The 12,799-nt window shown below is 68.1% G+C and carries 17 protein-coding genes and 1 tRNA gene; 8 read left to right on the top strand and 10 right to left on the bottom strand.

Annotation, left to right across the window (positions count from 1 at the left end; translation table 11 throughout):
• From B0F77_RS39450 to sp36, 4 genes are all read right to left on the bottom strand, one after another.
• The coding region (locus tag B0F77_RS39450) for a hypothetical protein (RefSeq protein WP_143467161.1) at positions 1 to 834 on the bottom strand (834 nt) is incomplete at its 3' end.
• A 12-nt stretch (positions 835 to 846) separates the two neighbouring features.
• On the bottom strand, positions 847 to 1,449 hold the full coding sequence (locus B0F77_RS39455; RefSeq protein WP_086668174.1) for a hypothetical protein: 603 nt from the start codon (positions 1,447 to 1,449) through the stop codon (positions 847 to 849).
• Position 1,450: 1 nt separating this feature from the next.
• Complete coding sequence (locus B0F77_RS39460; RefSeq protein WP_086668175.1) at positions 1,451 to 1,906, bottom strand: RidA family protein; 456 nt, start codon at positions 1,904 to 1,906, stop codon at positions 1,451 to 1,453.
• Positions 1,903 to 2,058 carry a Sp36 family protein gene (gene sp36 / locus B0F77_RS39465; RefSeq protein WP_086668176.1) on the bottom strand — a complete coding sequence of 52 codons (156 nt, stop codon included), beginning with the start codon at positions 2,056 to 2,058 and terminating at the stop codon, positions 1,903 to 1,905. Before sp36 ends, B0F77_RS39460 begins: the two co-directional genes overlap by 4 nt.
• A 68-nt stretch (positions 2,059 to 2,126) precedes the next feature.
• On the opposite strand from sp36, the gene B0F77_RS39470 reads away from it, so the two are divergent.
• From B0F77_RS39470 to bagB, 3 genes are read left to right on the top strand one after another with little or no spacing between them, the layout of a single operon-like run.
• Positions 2,127 to 2,378, top strand: coding sequence for a hypothetical protein (locus B0F77_RS39470; protein WP_086668177.1), 252 nt, complete (start codon positions 2,127 to 2,129; stop codon positions 2,376 to 2,378).
• A gap of 44 nt (positions 2,379 to 2,422) precedes the next feature.
• The gene (bagA, locus tag B0F77_RS39475; RefSeq protein ID WP_086668178.1) at positions 2,423 to 3,415 is read left to right on the top strand and encodes an ATPase BagA; all 993 of its coding nucleotides are present in this window, start codon (positions 2,423 to 2,425) and stop codon (positions 3,413 to 3,415) included.
• Entirely contained in the window at positions 3,412 to 4,539 is a 1,128-nt protein-coding gene (bagB, locus tag B0F77_RS39480; protein WP_086668179.1) for an ATPase BagB, read from the top strand. Before bagA ends, bagB begins: the two co-directional genes overlap by 4 nt.
• Positions 4,540 to 4,555: 16 nt before the next feature.
• Here the strand turns inward: bagB and B0F77_RS39485 are convergent, their stop codons facing one another.
• On the bottom strand, positions 4,556 to 4,846 hold the full coding sequence (locus B0F77_RS39485) for a WhiB family transcriptional regulator (protein WP_086668180.1): 291 nt from the start codon (positions 4,844 to 4,846) through the stop codon (positions 4,556 to 4,558).
• Positions 4,847 to 5,083: 237 nt separating this feature from the next.
• Between B0F77_RS39485 and B0F77_RS39490 the strand changes: the two genes are divergently transcribed.
• On the top strand, positions 5,084 to 7,537 hold the full coding sequence (locus B0F77_RS39490; RefSeq protein ID WP_086668181.1) for a penicillin-binding protein: 2,454 nt from the start codon (positions 5,084 to 5,086) through the stop codon (positions 7,535 to 7,537).
• Positions 7,538 to 7,540: 3 nt separating this feature from the next.
• On the opposite strand, the gene B0F77_RS39495 is transcribed toward B0F77_RS39490, so the two are convergent.
• Positions 7,541 to 8,200: a GntR family transcriptional regulator gene (locus B0F77_RS39495; protein ID WP_086668182.1), complete on the bottom strand. Its 660-nt coding sequence runs from the start codon at positions 8,198 to 8,200 to the stop codon at positions 7,541 to 7,543.
• 54 nt (positions 8,201 to 8,254) lie between these two features.
• On the opposite strand from B0F77_RS39495, the gene B0F77_RS39500 reads away from it, so the two are divergent.
• Positions 8,255 to 8,971, top strand: coding sequence for an HAD-IA family hydrolase (locus tag B0F77_RS39500; RefSeq protein ID WP_086668183.1), 717 nt, complete (start codon positions 8,255 to 8,257; stop codon positions 8,969 to 8,971).
• A gap of 45 nt (positions 8,972 to 9,016) precedes the next feature.
• Here the strand turns inward: B0F77_RS39500 and B0F77_RS39505 are convergent, their stop codons facing one another.
• Positions 9,017 to 9,487, bottom strand: coding sequence for a GatB/YqeY domain-containing protein (locus B0F77_RS39505; protein ID WP_086668184.1), 471 nt, complete (start codon positions 9,485 to 9,487; stop codon positions 9,017 to 9,019).
• 68 nt (positions 9,488 to 9,555) lie between these two features.
• On the opposite strand from B0F77_RS39505, the gene B0F77_RS39510 reads away from it, so the two are divergent.
• From B0F77_RS39510 to B0F77_RS48285, 3 genes are all read left to right on the top strand, one after another.
• Positions 9,556 to 10,509, top strand: coding sequence for a metallophosphoesterase (locus B0F77_RS39510; RefSeq protein ID WP_086668185.1), 954 nt, complete (start codon positions 9,556 to 9,558; stop codon positions 10,507 to 10,509).
• Between the two features lie 19 nt (positions 10,510 to 10,528).
• Positions 10,529 to 10,602 (top strand) — tRNA-Pro (locus B0F77_RS39515).
• A 440-nt stretch (positions 10,603 to 11,042) separates the two neighbouring features.
• Positions 11,043 to 11,195, top strand: a complete 153-nt coding sequence (locus B0F77_RS48285; RefSeq protein ID WP_245849257.1) for a hypothetical protein — start codon at positions 11,043 to 11,045, stop codon at positions 11,193 to 11,195.
• A gap of 8 nt (positions 11,196 to 11,203) precedes the next feature.
• On the opposite strand, the gene B0F77_RS39525 is transcribed toward B0F77_RS48285, so the two are convergent.
• The 3 genes from B0F77_RS39525 to B0F77_RS39535 all read right to left on the bottom strand — a co-directional run bounded on the left by B0F77_RS39525 (position 11,204) and on the right by B0F77_RS39535 (position 12,689).
• Positions 11,204 to 11,683 carry a GAF domain-containing protein gene (locus B0F77_RS39525; RefSeq protein ID WP_086668187.1) on the bottom strand — a complete coding sequence of 160 codons (480 nt, stop codon included), beginning with the start codon at positions 11,681 to 11,683 and terminating at the stop codon, positions 11,204 to 11,206.
• Positions 11,684 to 11,796: 113 nt separating this feature from the next.
• Positions 11,797 to 12,246: a DUF3291 domain-containing protein gene (locus B0F77_RS39530; protein WP_086668188.1), complete on the bottom strand. Its 450-nt coding sequence runs from the start codon at positions 12,244 to 12,246 to the stop codon at positions 11,797 to 11,799.
• Positions 12,243 to 12,689, bottom strand: a complete 447-nt coding sequence (locus tag B0F77_RS39535; RefSeq protein ID WP_143467162.1) for a hypothetical protein — start codon at positions 12,687 to 12,689, stop codon at positions 12,243 to 12,245. Before B0F77_RS39535 ends, B0F77_RS39530 begins: the two co-directional genes overlap by 4 nt.
• Positions 12,690 to 12,799 lie beyond the last annotated feature (110 nt).

Here is a 12,799-nt window from a genome sequence, read left to right on the forward strand (position 1 = left end):
GGGCTGGAAGCCCTCGAGGGTCGACGACGACGAACGCGTACGACGTGAGCCGGTCTCTTCCAGTGGCTCCGGCGCCGGTGTCGGCTCGGCCACCGGCGCCGGAGCGGGAAGTTCTTCGTTCTGGTCGAACCAGGCGGCGGCCGGTTCGTGAGCCATGGCCGGCTGCTGGGACTGCTGCGGCGGCTGGGACTGCTGCGGCGGCGGAGGCGGAGGCGGCGCCATCGGGGCACCGGAGATCGGCACCGCGCGCGACGACGTCACGGCGGACGCGTGGTAGTCGTTGAGCTGCGTGCCGACGGTCAGGACCTCGACCGCCGCGCGGACGCCCACCTTGCGCAGCACTTCGTCGACCCGGTAGGCGGTCGCGGGCGCGAAGCCCTGCGGACCGATGTCCACCAGCACCACGCGCTGCGGCAACGGACCCGGCGTCGAGCCGGCCGGTGAGGAACGCCAGACGCAGCGCACCGAGCGCACGTCCGGCAGCACCGACACCGCGCGGGTCAGCGGACCCGCGACGTCCGCGGTCGGATCCGACTCGGAGGTGAAGCGGTGGCGGACGAACGGGAGCATCTCGACCACCGGCAGGCGGTCGGTCAGCGACCCGTCCGAGCGGACCTCGTGGAGGATCCACGTGATGGCGGCACGCTCGTCCGGCAGCACCGGGATGCTGCCCGCGAGAAGTGTGCCGATGAGCATCTCGATCGCACGGTCGAGCTCTCCGACCGCGAGGAACTCGCGCGCCTGCGACAGGGCGTCGTCATCGACGCGCCCGGCCATCGACAGCAGGAGATCGTGGAGACGGACCGGCAGACCGACACCGTCGTTCGTCGTCACGTCCAACTCTCCTTAGCTGAGCACCAGGTGCTCCTCGGACTCGGCGCCGGCACACACCAGCTCCGATGCCGCCAACGCCGCCCGGTGGTAGGGCGGCAGGTCCAGACCGGACGGCACGACCTCGACACACGGGTCGTGTTCGCCCAACGCACGCAGAACTCGCTGCAACTCGCCGGTCAGCCGGGCGTGGCCGGTGGTCGCCGCGACCAGCAGGACGCGGTTGATCCCGGAGGGACCGATGCGCCAGCAGGAGCGAACCTCACCGACCCCGTGCCGGCCTCGCAGCGTGGCACCGAGCACGACGGTCGCGGAATCCCCCATCGGCACCCGATCGGGTGATTCCGGGGAGAAGGTGTAGTCGGTGGGTGGCAGTTCGTCCAGCCCTTTGACCGAACTGACAGCACCGGGTTCCGCCCCATAGGGCACCAGCGCGTCCTGCAAAAGGCGCATTTCATGATCCGTCAGAGGGATGCGTCCGTGCAGCAGAGTGCGCGGCAAAGACCGCGCGAGCACCGCATACGCGTCCGAGGCGGCCCAGTCCCGGTACCGCCACAGCAGGTCGTCCGGGAGGCGCCCGGCGAGCCGCAGCAGCAGTTCGTGGCACGTGTCCGACATGTCACACCTCGACGATGAGTTCGATCTCAACTGGAGCGCCGATCGGCAACTCGGCGACCCCCACGGCCGAGCGGGCGTGCTTGCCCGCGTCCCCGAAGATCTCACCGAGCAGCTCCGAGGCGCCGTTGATGACACCCGGCTGCCCCGTGAAGCCCTCGGCGGAGGCCACGAACCCGACAACTTTCACGACTCGCTTGATCGAGTCAATCCCCACGAGCGCGTGCACGGCGGCGAGCGCGTTGAGGATGCAGGTCGCGGAGTACTGCTTGGCCTCCTCCGGGGAGACCTCGGCGCCGACCTTGCCGGTGGCGGGCAGCTTGCCGTCGACGAACGGCAGCTGGCCGGAGGTGAACACCCACGACCCGCTCTGCGTGGCGGGGACGTAGGCGGCGAGCGGGGCGGCGACGCCGGGCAGCTCGATGCCGAGCTCCTTGAGGCGGGTGCTCCAGGTGCTCATGCCTTCACTCGCTTCAAGTACGCGACGTGCTGCTCACCCGTCGGGTTCGTCAGCACCGTGACCAGCTCCCAGCCGTCCTCGCCCCACTGGTCGAGGATCTGCTTCGTTGCGTGGATCAACAACGGCACGGTCGCGTACTCCCACTTGGTCATGTGCGGAGCCTAACCCGCCACCCGAACGACGCCTGCGCGGTTCCCGCACTTCGAGCTACCTTGATCACATGGAGACCTGGCGGATCATCGCCACCGGCCTGTTCGGCGTCGGCGGGCTGGTGATGGTGCTCGTCGCCATGGCCCAGGTACGTGATCGCAAGCACAGTCAGCGCAAGGAAGTCGTGCAGGCCGGGCTGATCGGGCTCGTGGTCGTGGCCGTGATCACGCTGAGCATCGCGCTGTGGCTGCCGTCGGTCGTGGCCTGGGCGCTGGTCGCCGCCACCGCGATGGCCGTTCTCTTCCTCACCATGGCCGATTGACCGACGAGTCCACCTTCGACCGAATTCACACATAGTCTGGACGTGTGACGTCTTGGACCGAGGAGCTGACCCGAGCCCGTCTGCACGTGGTCTCCGGCAAGGGCGGCACCGGCAAGACCACGATCGCGGCCGCGCTGGCGCTCGCACTGGCCACCGGCGGCCGGCGGGTGCTGCTGATCGAGGTCGAGGGCCGGCAGGGCATCGCCCAGCTCTTCGACCGCGCCCCGCTGCCCTACGCCGAGGAACGGATCGCGTCCGCGCCGGGTGGCGGTGAGATCCACGCGCTCGCGATCGACGCGGAAGCCGCGCTGCTCGAGTACCTGGCGATGTTCTACAACCTCGGCTTCGCCGGCCGGACGCTGCGCAAGATGGGCGCCATCGAGTTCGCCACCACGCTCGCCCCCGGCCTGCGGGACGTGCTGCTGACCGGCAAGGTCAAGGAGTGCGTGAACCGCACCGGCCCGGACGGCCGCCACCTCTACGACGCCGTCGTGCTGGACGCGCCGCCGACCGGGCGCGTGGTCAAGTTCCTGGACGTCACCAAGGCCATGGCCGACCTCGCCAAGGTCGGGCCGATCAAGGGCCAGAGCGAGGGCGTCGTGCGGTTGCTGCACTCCGGCGACACCGCGGTGCACCTGGTGGCGTTGCTGGAGGAGATGCCGGTGCGCGAGACCCTGGACGCGGTCGCCGAACTGGACGGCGCCGACCTGCGACCGGGCGCGGTGCTGGTGAACCGGGTCCACCCGGCCCGGCTGCCCGCGCGGTCGGTACCGGTCGCCGCGGAGGGCCGGATCGACGAGTCACGGGTGCGCGCGGGACTGCAGGCCGCCGGGCTGGATCTCGACGAGTTCACGCTCGAAGGTTTGGTCGACGAGACGGTGGAGCACGCCATCCGGGTGCAGTCACAACAGGAAGCCATGGAGCTGCTCAGCCACTCGGACCTGCCGACGGTGGAGCTGCCGGAGCTGAACGACGGGGTGGACGTGGCCGCGCTGTACGAGCTGGCCGAGGTGCTGGTCGCGGCGGGTGTGCGGTGACCACCAGGCTCGACTTCGACCCGTTGCTCGACGACCCGGCGACGCGCGTGCTGGTCTGCTGCGGCTCAGGTGGCGTCGGCAAGACGACGACCGCGGCGGCGCTGGCGTTGCGGGCGGCGGAACGCGGCCGGCGCGTGGTCGTGCTGACGATCGACCCGGCTCGCCGGCTGGCGCAGTCGCTGGGCCTGCGGGAGCTCGACAACACCCCGCGCGAGGTCGTCGTCGACGGCTTCGAACCCAAGGGCGAGCTGTACGCGATGATGCTGGACATGCGTCGCACGTTCGACGACATGGTGCTGACCCACGCGGGCCGCGACCGGGCCGACCAGATCCTGTCGAACCCCTTCTACCAGACCATTTCCTCGTCGTTCTCCGGCACGCAGGAGTACATGGCGATGGAGAAGCTGGGCCAGCTGGTGGCGCAGGACGAGTGGGACCTGATCATCGTCGACACCCCGCCGAGCCGGTCGGCGCTGGACTTCCTGGACGCGCCGCAGCGGCTGTCGACGGTGCTCGACGGCAAGTTCATCCGCATGCTCTCCGCGCCCGCGCGCGCGAGCGGCCGGGGCCTGATGAAGATCGTCGGAACCGGTTTCAGCCTTTTCACGCGGGCCGTGTCGACGATCGTCGGCGGCCAGCTGCTGCAGGACGCGTCGACTTTCGTTCAGGCGTTCGACAGCATGTTCGGCGGATTCCGCGAACGCGCTCAGCGCACGTACGAGTTGCTCCGCTCACCGGGCACCGGATTTGTCGTGGTGGCGGCCGCGGAGCCGGACGCATTGCGCGAAGCCAGCTATTTCGTCGAACGGCTGAGCGCCGAAGGCATGCCGTTGTGCGGGCTCGTCGCGAACAGGACCCATCCCGTGCTCGCGGCGGACCTGCCGGCGGCGAACGCACTCGCCGCAGCGGACGACCTGGACCGCTCCGGTGAAGCGCCGCTCGCGGCGGCGGTGCTCCGGCTGCATGCGGACCGGGCAGCAGTCGCCAGTCGGGAAAAGCGGCTGCTAGCCCGGTTCACACGTGCTCACCCCGGTGTTGCGCTGGTCGGCGTGCCCGCGTTGCCCGCGGACGTGCACGACCTGGACGGCCTCCGAGAGATAGGTCGGCGCCTCGCCGGGGAGTGAGTGCCTACGGCACTCCCTACCCCACCCTGGTGTCTTCGAGGTGTTCCTGACGTGCGGTGTCGAGCAGTTCGAACCACGACTCCACGTCAGGACGGCGACGCAGCAGAGCACGGCGTTCGCGCTCGGTCATGCCTCCCCAGACCCCGAACTCGATCCTGTTGTCGAGCGCTTCGGCCAGGCATTCCATGCGCACTGGGCAACCCAGGCACACGAGCTTCGCCTTGCGCTGCTCCGCACCTCGGACGAAGAGCTGGTCGGGCTCCTCATCTCGGCACGAAGCGTTGATACGCCAATCCCCCTGGTTCATATCCCCCACTCCTCAGTGCTGTCCAAATGTGGAAATCCGCCACACCCCTGCCACGGATGCCGTAGCGTTCGAGCTACGGCTGCATTCCTTGGACGTTGACGGACTGTAGTGCCGTTCGGTTCCACGTCCAACCCTGGGTCACCCGACTGTTACCTGTCTTGCGTATGTCTACTCATGCTGAGTAACGGGCCTTACTGATCACCTTCACCCGTTCGTGTACGGCGTACGCTGACCCGCGTGCGAGTCAGGAATGGCGTGCTCAAGATGCTCGGCCTGTGCCTGCTGGCTGGGGTTCTCCTCGCCGGCATGCTGTTCCCAGTCGTGGGCGCGACGGGCCTCGTGTCCAACCGCGCCAGCGACACCGTGGACAGCATCTCGGCCGACCTCGTGACCACGGACCCCCCGCTGATCACCAAGGTCACCGACAAGGACGGGCTGCCGATCGCCTACCTGTTCGACCAGTACAGAGTCCTGACACCACCCGAGAAGATCTCGCCGACCATGAAGGCGGCGCTGATCTCGGTGGAGGACCGCCGGTTCTACGAGCACCAGGGCGTGGACTGGAAGGGCACCATCCGAGCCGGCCTGACGAACCAGGTCAGCGGCTCGGTGTCGCAGGGCGCGTCCACGCTGACCCAGCAGTACGTCAAGAACTACCTGGTCCACGTCGTGGCGCGGAACAACAAGCTGGAGCAGGCCAAGGCCCAGGAGCAGACCATCGCGCGCAAGATGCGCGAGGCACGGATCTCGTTGCAGCTGGAGCGAAAGCTCGGCAAGGAGGAGATCCTCGCCCGGTACCTGAACGTCGTTCCTTTTGGTTCGACGATTTACGGCATCGCGGCGGCGGCGCAGGCTTACTTCAACACGACGCCGGACAAGTTGACGGTTCCTCAGGCCGCGATGCTCGCGGGAATGGTGAACAGTCCGTCAGCACTCGACCCCGAAGCGTATCCGGACAAAGCTTTGGACCGGCGCAACAAAGTGATCGACAGGATGGTCGAGAACGACAAGCTGTCGCGTGACGCGGGTGAGGCCGCGAAGAAGGAAGGACTCGGACTCGCGACGCCGGTTCGCACGCCACCGAACGGTTGTGTCGGTGCCGGCCCGGAAAACGGTTTCTTCTGTTCGTACGTGGTGAACTACTTGCAACGCGCGGGTTTCAGCGAGGAGCAGCTGCGCACCGGCGGTTACACCATTCAGACCACTTTGGACAGAGCCGTTACGTCGCAGGCGAAGGCCGCCGCGGAGGCCGGCGTCGCCAAGGGCACCGACGGCATCGCGAACACGATGGCCGTCGTGAAGCCCGGCAAGGAACGCCACGACGTGCTCGCGCTGGTCGCGAACCGCGACTACGGCCTGAAGGCCGACCAGAACCAGACGACGTTCGACCTGCCCAGCGGCGTGGAGAACAAGTTCGGCGCCGGCTCGATCTACAAGGTCTTCACGGCCGCGGCGGCCCTGGAGAAGGGCATGGGCATCGAGAACGTCATGGCGACGCCCACCCATCACGTCTCGCGGGTCTTCAAGGGTGGCGCCCAGCGCTGCCCGAGCACCGGTGAGCCCGGCACCCGCTGGTACTGCCTGTCGAACTTCGACGGCAGCTACCCGTCGTCGATGTCGCTGCAGCAGGCGCTGGCCACGTCGCCGAACACCGGCTTCGTGATCCTCGAAGAGCAGACCGGCATGGACGCCGTCGTCGACATGGCGTCGCGGCTCGGCATGCGCGAGACGATGGCGACGAACCTGCAGGGCACCCGGCCGGACCCGAAGGCCAAGGACAAGCAGAACCGCATCTCGCAGACCGAGTTCTACAAGCAGAACGGCGGCAACGCGTCGTTCACGCTCTCGCCCGCACCCGTGTCCACTCTGGAACTGGCGAACGTCGCCGCGACCATCGTGAGCGGCGGCAAGTGGTGCCCGCCCACCCCGATCGCCAAGGTGCTCGACCGCAACGGCAAGGCCGTGCAGGTCAACGAGGCTCCGTGCGAGCAGGTCGTGGCCGAGGGCCTCGCGAACGGGCTCGCGGTCGGCATGAGCAAGGACGACCAGGGCAACGGCACCGCCGCGGCGGCCGCCCGTGCGGCCAAGTGGACCCGCCCGATGATCGCCAAGACGGGCACCACCGAGGAGTACAAGTCGGCGGCGTTCATCGGCGCGACCCCGGACTTCGCGGGCGCCGTGCAGACGTTCAACGACGGCACCTCGCCGCGCCCGATCTGCCTGGCCGGCGCGGGTCAGCCCCGGTTGTGCGGCGGCGGCAACATCTTCGGCGGCACGATCCCGGCCAAGACGTGGTTCCAGACCATGTCGGTGATGCACGCCTCGCTGCCGGTGTCGCCGTTGCCCCAGGTCGAACAGCGCTACCTCAAGGGTGGCAAGGAGATCCAGATCCCGGACGTGGTGGGCAAGCAGGTCAACGACGCCCTGCGGACCCTGGAGCAGGCCGGCTACAAGGTGAACCTGCAGACGGTCAACTCCGACCAGCCGAAGGGGACGGTCGTGAGCCAGTCGCCGCGCGGAAACGCGTTGCGCGGCACGGTGATCACGCTGTCGGTGAGCTCGGGCTACGTGCCGCCGCCGGTGGCGACCGAGCCGACGAACCAGCCGCCGCCTGGCACTCCCGTGAACCCCGGCAACCCGAACGAACCGCCACCGATCACGCTGCCGACCGAACCTGGCACGCCCAGGTAGGCGTTACGGGCGTTCGGCGAGCAGCTGCTCGAGCCGCTGGACGCTCGTGTCGATGTGCGCGCGGATCTCGGCGACTGCCCGGTCGTGGTCGTCCGCGCGGATCGCGTCGACGATGACCTGGTGCTCGGCGACGATCTCGTCCGGTGTCTCGTCCTTCGAGAGGACCGTGAGGTAGAAGCGCAGTTCCTTGGTCATCGCGGCGTAGAACTCGTCGAGCCGTGAGCTGTCGAGCGTGGCCACGATCGCCTGGTGGAAGGCCAGGTCCCGGTCCACGATCTGGTTCGTGTCGCCCGTTTCCGCGGCTTTCACCAGGTCGTCGAACGCCGCATTGATCGCTTGCAGCTGTTCGGGACGCGGCGTGCGGGCCACTGCGGCCGTTTCCAGGCGTTCGCGGGCGGTGTAGAGGGCCTCGACGTTCTCTCGCGTCGGCGCGATGACGACGGCGCCGCGGTTGACCTCGTAGCGGACCAAGCCGGTCAGCTCGAGGATGCGCACGGCCTCGCGGATGGTGTTGCGGGCGACGCCCAGTTCGGCGGCGATCGCGCTCTCCCGAAGCCTGTCACCTGGACCGAAAGCGCCGGCCATGATCCGTTCGGCGAGGCCGTCGGCCAGCTGCTGGGCCGTGGTGGTGCGGCGCACTTGGAGGCCGTCGAGGGCTGACATGGTCGTCAGCCTAATCCGATTGCCCTACAGTTGAACTGTACTACAGTTTGCGGCATGGATCTGACGAAGTTCCAGGCACTCAGCTTCGACTGCTACGGCACGCTCATCGACTGGGAGAGCGGGCTCGCCGCGGTGCTCTCGCCGTGGGCGCGCGAACAGGGGCTCGAACTCTCCGAGGAGAAGCTGCTGCTCGCGTACAGCTCACACGAGGCGGCCGTGGAGGCGGAGACGCCGTTCCGGCTGTATCCGGACGTGCTGGCCACGGCGTTCCGCCGGACCGGCGCCGAGCTGGGACGCGAGGTGAGCGACTCGTGGGCTCGGCGGCTGGGCGACTCGGTGCCGGACTGGCCCGCGTTCCCCGATTCCGCGGATGCGCTGGCACGGTTGGCCAAGCACTACAAGCTGATCATTCTGTCCAACGTGCACCGCGCCGGGTTCGCCGGCAGCAACCGGCATCTGCGCGCGGACTTCGCGGCGATCATCACCGCGGAGGACGTCGGCGCGTACAAGCCGGCGGAGAACCACTTCCGGGCGTTGGACTCCACGTTGTCCGAGCTGGGCGTGGAGCGGCCGGGACTGCTGCACGTGGCGCAGAGCCTGTTCCACGACCACGTCCCGGCGAAGCGGGAGGAACTGCCGTCGGTGTGGATCAATCGGCGGAGCGACCGGCCGGGCTGGGGCGCGACACCAGAGCCGTCCGGGGAGTTCAGCTACGACCTGGAGTTCGGGTCGATGGGCGAGTTCGCGGACGCTGTCGACAAGGCGTTCTAGCAGGGTGGGTGCCGCAGCGGTTTCGGCCGCTGCGGCACGACGTTCCTACGAGGTCAGCTTGGCCTTCACCGCGGCGGCGACACGGCCACCCTCGGCGCGTCCGGCGACCTCGGCGTTGACGGCCTTCATGACCTGGCCCATCTGCTTGGGCCCCGGCGTCTCACCCAGCTGCGCGGCAACGGCAGCCACCGCGTTGTCCACAATGGACGCCAGCGCGGCGTCGTCGAGCTGTGCGGGGAGGTAGGTCTCCAGCACGGCGAGCTCCTGGCGCTCCAGCTCGGCCTTCTCGGCCCGGCCGGCGCCGTCGAAGGCCTCGGCGGCCTCCTTGCGCTTCTTCGCCTCGCGCGAGAGGACCTTCACGACCTCGTCGTCGCTGAGCTCACGGGCCTGCTTGCCCGAGACCTCCTCGTTCGTGACAGCCGTGAGCGCCATCCGCAGCGCGCCGGCCGTGACCGTCTCCCTGGCCTTCATCGCCACAGTCAGGTCGTTCTGCAACCGCGTCTTCAACTCCGCCATGGCGCAGAACGGTACCGCCCGCCGGATGCCGCGCCGATCGAGTTATCCACCTTCCGTACCCTTGACACGTGAACAAGCTCGGCCGCGCCCTCCTCGCCACGACCGCACTCGGTGCCGCCACCGTCGCGTACGCGGCGGGAATCGAGAGAAGGCACTGGACCCTGCGCACGGCCACGGTGCCGGTGCTGTCCCCCGGCGCGCGGCCGATCCGCGTGCTGCACATCTCAGACCTGCACATGACGCCGAACCAGGTGTCGAAGCAGCGCTGGGTGGCCGCGCTGGCCGACCTGAACCCCGACCTGGTCGTGAACACGGGCGACAACCTCGCGCACAAGGACGCCGTGCCCGGCGTGCTGCGCGCGCTCGGCCCGTTGCTGGACAAGCCGGGCCTGTTCGTGTTCGGCAGCAACGACTACTACGCACCTCGTTTGAAGAACCCGGTGCGCTACCTCCTGCCGTCGGCCAAGACGAAGCGCATCCACGGCGTGACGCTGCCGTGGCGCGACCTCCGCGCCGGCATGATCGAGCGCGGCTGGGAGGACATGACCCACGTCCGCCGCACCATCACGGTGAACGGCCAGACGATCTTCGTGGCGGGCGTGGACGACCCGCACCTGAAGCGCGACCGCTACGTCGACATCGCGGGCACCCCGGACCCGAACGCCGCTCTGCGCCTGGGCATCACGCACTCGCCGGAACCGCGTGTGCTGGACCCCTTCGCCGCCGACGGCTACGACTTCGTGATGGCCGGCCACACCCACGGCGGACAACTGCGCGTGCCGTTCTACGGCGCCCTGGTGACCAACTGCGAACTGGACCGCGGCCGCGCCCGCGGGGTGTCGCGGTGGGGTTCGCACATGTGGATGAACGTGTCCGCCGGCATGGGCACTTCGCCGTACGCGCCGGTGCGGTTCTGCTGCCCTCCGGAGGCTTCGCTGCTGACCCTCGTTCCGCGGCCGGTTACGCCTGGTCAGGGGCGAAATGAGGGGGTCCGATTCGGAGCTGGCGCGGACATGATGTAGAGTTCTACTCGTTCCCAGCCGGGGTGTGGCGCAGCTTGGTAGCGCGCTTCGTTCGGGACGAAGAGGTCGCAGGTTCAAATCCTGTCACCCCGATTGAAATAACACGGGTCAGCCCCTGTCCACATTGGACGGGGGCTGATTCGTTTTTGGCGTCCGCTCCGCCGATTCCACACTGTCGCGAAACCGGAGCCGAAGGTCCTTCCCGCACCACGAACAAGGCCACTAATCGCGCCTACGAACCACTCGATCGTGTGACGTGGCTCGACACGGGCGGCCGCAGCGGCGACCGTGGTTACACGACGCAGCGCCACCGTTCCGCACCAAACTATACGGAACGTGCACGTGACGTTAAGCCCTTCGAGTGAAGGTTGATGGTTCAACTCACGGTAAGTAACGGGTGTCTTGATCGACGCGACACAGGCAGTGCGTTCGGCACTCGTTCAGAAAGTCGGGAGATGCTTGTGATGGACTCCGCCGCCGCCAAACCTGTCCACAGGTCGTGGATCGTCGTAGTCGCAAAGTCCATTGTGGTCTTGCAGACGCTCGCGATCGTCTACCTGCTCACGTCGGCTTGGGTCACCGCCGTGGTGGCAACAGGATTCGTGGTCGTCGTGGCCGCGGTCAAGGCGTTGTCACGCGCTTCGCGGCAGATCGATCAGATCTTCGAGGAAGAGCTCGGCAAATAGGATCGGCATCAGCTGAAGAAGCCTCGCGCGGGCAGGCCCTCCGGGAAGCGTTCCAGGGCGTCGCCGGCGGCGGCGGCCAGTGCCTCCAGCGTCGCGGTTTCGGCAGGGGTCGCGGTGTGCGGGATCGCCCAGTAACAACCGATGGCGCCGATCGGTTCCGGGCGCAGGATCGGAGCCATCAGCAGGCTTCGCACGAATGTCGGCCGATACGCTTCCTGAGGAATCCTCGAATCGAAGCGGATGTCCCTGATCGCCACGGTTTGGCGGTGGATCATCGCCCAGCCGCTGATGCAGTTGACCGCGGGGAATCGCTGGCCCTTCCACAGCGGACTCATCGAGTCCTCGTCGGCGTAGTAGCAGAGATCGCCGTCGAGCAGCACCAACGTCGCACCGTGCGCGGCCAGCGAGGAGCGGGCCGTGGTGCGGACGACCCGTTGCACTTCCTCCAACGTGGCTGCCCCGGCGAGGCGATCCATCGTTTCTGACATGTGTCAACGTTAACTCTCCGCAGGCCGCGCACCTAGATATACCAGTGGCCGGAGAAATCTGGTCCGAGCAATTGATCGCCGCATTGGGCGCTCATTGCCGCGCTCAGCGCCAGCTACGCAGACGTCGCGCCGTAGGTCTCCTTCAGCGTGAAGACGTGGGACGACGGACCGTGCGAACGCAGGTGCACCAACCGTTCCTCGGCCTCCGCGACAGACGGCCGGTGGCCGGCGGGCACCCACCACAACGCGGTCATCGCCTCGACCGGGTGGTGGAACCACTGGCGGCGGCCGCGCAGCACGGCCCGGTGGTCGTCGCCGTAGACGTAGGCCAGCAACATCTCCGGCGACTCCCACACGGACATGTTCACGATCAGCCAGTCGTCGTCGAAGACACGCATCGAGGTCGCGTTGCCGTCCTCGGTCTGCATCCGCCAGCGGAAGCCGGGGGCGGCGTCCGCGACCGCGTTCACCGGATCGAGGGCGTCGACGAACTCCTTGAGCAGCGGACTGTCGAGCGGAGCCAGCAGGCGCGAGATGTTGACCTGGGCGAGTTCGTGCGTCATCGGCGCGCTCCGATCGTGAGCAACACGGTGGCGGCGCACACCAGGAGCATCGCGATCATGACCGTCCACTCGATGGGCCCGGCGGCACCAAGGGCCGCTGACCGGACCAGCGCGCTGGCGAACGCCAGCGCGGTGACGAGGCTCGCCCATCTCGACAGGCTCGTGTTGGGGAGCGCCAGCACGGCCGGCACGTTGATCAGCCCGAGGGTGGCCCAGGCGAGCGCGAGCGCGGCGCTCGTGAACACGTCGTCGCCGGTCATCGCGACGCTCAGGATCGCGAGGTCGGCGAGCGCGAACGTGCCCGCGACGAAGCCCCAGTGCAGCAGCGTCACGACGACGAGCACGGGCTGCCTGCGATGCGTCGCGGCCGGCTGCTGCGGGTGCGGCACGTAAGCGGGCGACGGTCGTGGCGGCGCCCCTGCCCACTGCTGTGGTCGTGTCATCTTCAAATCCCCCTAGAAACTGCCCGTGACTCTAGTGCCGCGACCGGCAGCTTTTACCTCGTATTCCGGTGATCAGACGGGCGCCGGAAGACGCGGTGAAGGTTGCAGGT

This window comes from Lentzea kentuckyensis (assembly GCF_002150765.1).
Taxonomy (GTDB): domain Bacteria; phylum Actinomycetota; class Actinomycetes; order Mycobacteriales; family Pseudonocardiaceae; genus Lentzea; species Lentzea kentuckyensis.